Source organism: Zoogloea oryzae, assembly GCF_030161255.1.
Lineage (GTDB): Bacteria > Pseudomonadota > Gammaproteobacteria > Burkholderiales > Rhodocyclaceae > Zoogloea > Zoogloea oryzae.
Genome location: NZ_BSPX01000004.1, coordinates 123,951 through 128,352, shown reverse-complemented (window position 1 = coordinate 128,352; position 4,402 = coordinate 123,951). Strand labels below are relative to the sequence as shown.

At 70.8% G+C, this 4,402-nt stretch carries 1 protein-coding gene; it reads left to right on the top strand.

All coding sequences use genetic code 11. From position 1 onward, the window contains the following. The coding region (locus QQK25_RS03125) for a beta strand repeat-containing protein (RefSeq protein ID WP_284186628.1) at nt 1–4,402 on the top strand (4,402 nt) is incomplete at both ends.

Here is a 4,402-nt window from a genome sequence, read left to right as displayed (position 1 = left end):
TCAGCGTCACCGGCGGGGCCCAGGTCACCGGCGGCGACGCCGTGCTCGGCACCGGCGCCGGCACCGGCAACGTGGTCTTCAACGGCACCCTCGGCGCCGACGGCACCCCGCGCGGCCTCACGGTCTCTGTGGGCACCGGCAACGCCACCTTCAGCGACGTGGTCGGCGGCACCAGCCCCCTCGGCGCGCTGGCGGTCAACAGCGCCGGCACCACCCGCTTCGACGCGGCGGTGAGCGCGGCCAGCGTCACCACCGACGAGCCGGGCACCACGCTGCTGAACGGCAACGTCACCACCAGCGGCGCGCAGGTCTATCACGACATCGTCGAAGTCCGCTCGGGCATCACCCTCGGCACCACCAACGGCGCCGTCACCTTCGACAAGACGGTGGATTCCGAATCCGGCGAGACCAACGCCCTCACGGTGAGCACCGGCAGCGGCAACGTCACCTTCACCGATGTCGTCGGCGACACCACCGCCCTCGGCGCGGTCACGGTGAACAGCACCGGCACCACCAAGTTCAACGCCGCGGTGACTGCGGCCAGCGTTGCCACCAACGCCGGCGGCACCACCCAGATCAACGGCAACATCACCACCACCGGCACCCAGACCTACAACGACGCGGTCGAGCTGCAGGCCCCGCTCACCCTGGCCACCACCAACAGCGCCGTCACCTTCGGCGGCACCGTGGATTCCCAGGTCACCGGCGGCGTCGGCGAAGCCAACCCGCTCACCGTCAATGCCGGCACCGGCGACGTGAGCTTCATGGGTGTGGTCGGCGGCGCCGTGAAGGGCGCGCCGGGCGCGATCGTGGTGAACAGCAGCGGCACCACCCTGTTCAACGCGGCCGTCACCGCGGCCAGCGTCACCACCGACGCCCCGGGCAAGACCCAGCTCGGCGGCAACATCACCACCACCGGCGCCCAGCACTTCCAGGACGACGTGGAGGTGCTCGCCGACGTCACCCTGGCCACCACCAACGCCGCGGTCAGCTTCGACAAGACCGTGGATTCGGCGGCCGGCCAGACCGCAGCCCTCACCGTGGGCAGCGGCAGCGCGGATGTCACCTTCAGCGGCATTGTCGGCGGCACCGATGCCCTCGGCGCCCTGACGGTCAACAGCACCGGCACCACCCTGTTCGCCGACGCCGTCACCGCGGCCAGCGTCACCACCAACGCCGGTGGCACCACCCGCCTTGGCGGCGACGTGACCACCACCGGCGCCCAGACCTACAACGACGCCGTCGAGCTGCTCACCGGCGTCACCGTCACCACCACCAACAGCGCGGTGAGCTTCGGCGGCACGCTGAACTCGGAAGCCAGCGAGGGCAACAACCTCACCGTCGTCGTCGGCAGCGGCGACGTGGGCTTCACCGGTGCGGTGGGCGGCGCGGCCACGGGCCGCCTCGGCACCCTCACCGTCACCAGCGCCCACGACGTGACCGCCAACGCGATCAGCGCCGGCGCGCTCGTCCAGACCGCCGGCAGCGGCACCACCACCCTGAACGGCGCCGTCGATACCGACACCGCCGCCGGGGTCAGCCTGGCCGGCACCAATCTCGCGGTGAACGCCGGCGTCACCACCACCAACGGTGGCGTCGTCACCCTCAATCAAAGTGGTACCACGGCGCTGTCGGCGTCCGGCGACATCAACGCCGACGGGGCCGTCCACATCACCGCCGCTGGTGGCATCAGCACCGCGGGCGACATCACCACCAACGCTGCCAACGTCACCTTCGCGTCGGCCACCACCCTGACCGGCCCGGTCACCATCAACACCAATGGCGGCACCAGCACCATCCAGTTCGCCAGCACGGTGGATAGCGATGCGGCCGGCACGCCGCGCACCCTGCGCCTCGCCACCGGCAGCGGCGGCCTCAACTTCGTCGCCGCGGTGGGCGGCACCCACGCCCTCGACGAGCTGCGCCTCGAGTCGGCCGGTGTCATCACCCAGAGCGGCGCGGCCCCGATCAAGGCCGCCAAGCTGGCCATCAAGTCGGCCGGCAACGTCACCCTCGCCAACACCGGCAACGACGTGGATGTGCTCGCCGCGCTGCTGTCCGGCGGCGCCAGCCTGGCCTTCGTGGATCAGGACGGCGTCGAGGTCGGCACCATCGACACCGCCGCGCTGCAGATCGTCGGCATCACCAACACCGGCGGCAGCTCGAATGTCAGCCTGACCCTCGGCGGCGCGCTGACCCAGGCCGTCGGCTCCCCGATCCTGATCGGTGGCAACCTGACCCTCGACACCAGCGCCTACGAGGCCGCCGACGTTGCCGTGAAGAACGTCCACGCCGCGGGCACCGTGCTCGACGACTCGCTGATCGCCGGCGCCTTCACCCTCGACAGCACCGGCGCCGTCACCCAGAAGGCCGGCACCCCGCCGGCCGAAGATGCCTTCCTGCAGGTGGGCGGCAGCTTCGATCTGGTCGGCGCGGGCCAGTTCAGCTCGGGCAACTCGTCGAAGAACCTCATCGGCGGCGGCTCGGCAGCCGTGTCGGGCAACGAGATCCGCCTGTTCGGCGTGATCACCCTCAGCATGAGCGGCACCACCCTGCAGGCCTCGGCCTTCAACGGGGTGAGCACCACCACCGCCAGCGTCGCCGGCGCCAAGCTGGCCAGCGGCCTGCAGGTGGTGTCGGATGCCGGCGGCAAGACCATCTCGGCGGTCGCCGGTGGCAACGCCATCGTGCTGAACGACAGCAACAACATCGGCGGCCTGCTGAAGATCACCACCAAGGGCACCTTCAGCGACACCGGCTCGTCGGGCATCACCGGCATCAACCAGTCCGGCGCGCTGGATCTGGGCGCGATCAGCCTGATCGTCCAGCAGAGCACCGCCAACGCCAGTTCCGGCGTGACCGGTGCCGGCGCCCTCAACCTGGGCAACGTTGGCAACCAGTTCAGCGGCAACGTGGCCGCCACCGCGGTGGGCATGAACGCCACCCTCAACGCCAGCGGCGACCTCGCCCTCGGCTCGGTGACGGCTGCCAACCTCGCGGTGGGCAGCACCGGCAACCTCACCCAGGGCGCCAACACGGCAGTGCGTGTGGGCACGCTGGCGATCACCGGCGCCCAGTCGGCCACCCTCGACAACGCCAACCGCATCGGCACCGTGGCGGCCAGCAGCGTCTCCGGCGCGCTGTCCCTCGCCAACGCCCAGACCCTGGCCGTGGGCACCGCCGGCGGCATCGACGGCATCACCGCCACCGGCCCGGTCACCCTGCGTACCACCAGCGGCGACATCGTGCTCGACAAGGGCATCACCGTCAGCGGTGCGTCCGACATCACCCTGGCCTCGGCCGCCAACTTCACCAACCACGCCGGCGCCGCCGCGCTGACGGTGGGTACCGGCCACTGGCAGGTGTGGTCCACCGACCCGGCAGCCGACACCCTCGGCGGCCTCGCGCCGGACTTCAAGCAGTACGACGCCACCTACGGCACCTCCAGCGTGCTGGGCACCGGCAACGGCCTGCTCTACACCCTGGCGCCGGAACTGACCGTTGCGCTGACCGGCAGCGTCGAGCGCGTCTATGACTCGACCACCGCCGCCACGCTTGCCCAGGGCAACTTCAACATCACCGCCGGCCTGCTGGCGGGCGACGCGGTCGTCTTCGGCACCGCCGGCACCTACGACGACAAGAACGTCGGCAACGCCAAGCTGGTCTCGGTCAGCCCGGTGATCGACTCGGTCAGCGCCGGCAGCATCGCGGTCTATGGCTACAAGCTGGCCAGTGGCTCCACGGCGATCGACGCCAACATCGGCAAGATCACCAAGGCCACCCTCAGCGCCGTCACCGGCATCACTGCCAGCGACAAGAACTACGACGGCAACGACAGCGCCACCCTCGCCACCGGTTCGGCCGGCTTCACCGGCAAGTACGCCGGCGACCTGCTGGCGGTCGATACCGCCACCGGCAACTTCGCCAGCAAGAACGCCAGCGCCACCCCGGGCACGGTGAACATCACCGGCATCACCCTCACGGGCACCGATGCCGGCAACTACACCCTGGCCGACACCACCGCCAGCACCACCGCCACCATCAACCCCTACGCCGTCAGCCTCACCGGCAGCCGCGTGTATGACGGCACCACCGCGGTGGGCACGGGCGACCTGACCCTCGGCACCCTGGTGGGCAGCGAAACCCTGACCCTGTCCGGCGCCGGCAGCGTGGCCACCCGCCACGTGGGCACCGGCAAGACGGTGGATGTGAGCGGCCTCAGCCTGGTGGGCGACGGCACCGCCGGCGCCGGCCTCGCCAGCAACTACACCTTCACCGGCGGCACCCAGACGGTGGACGTGACGAAGGCCAACCTGTCGGTGACCACCTCGGATGTGACCAAGACCTACGACGGCAGCCTCGCGGCCTCCGGCACGGCCGTGGTCGCAGCGGGCGGCACCCA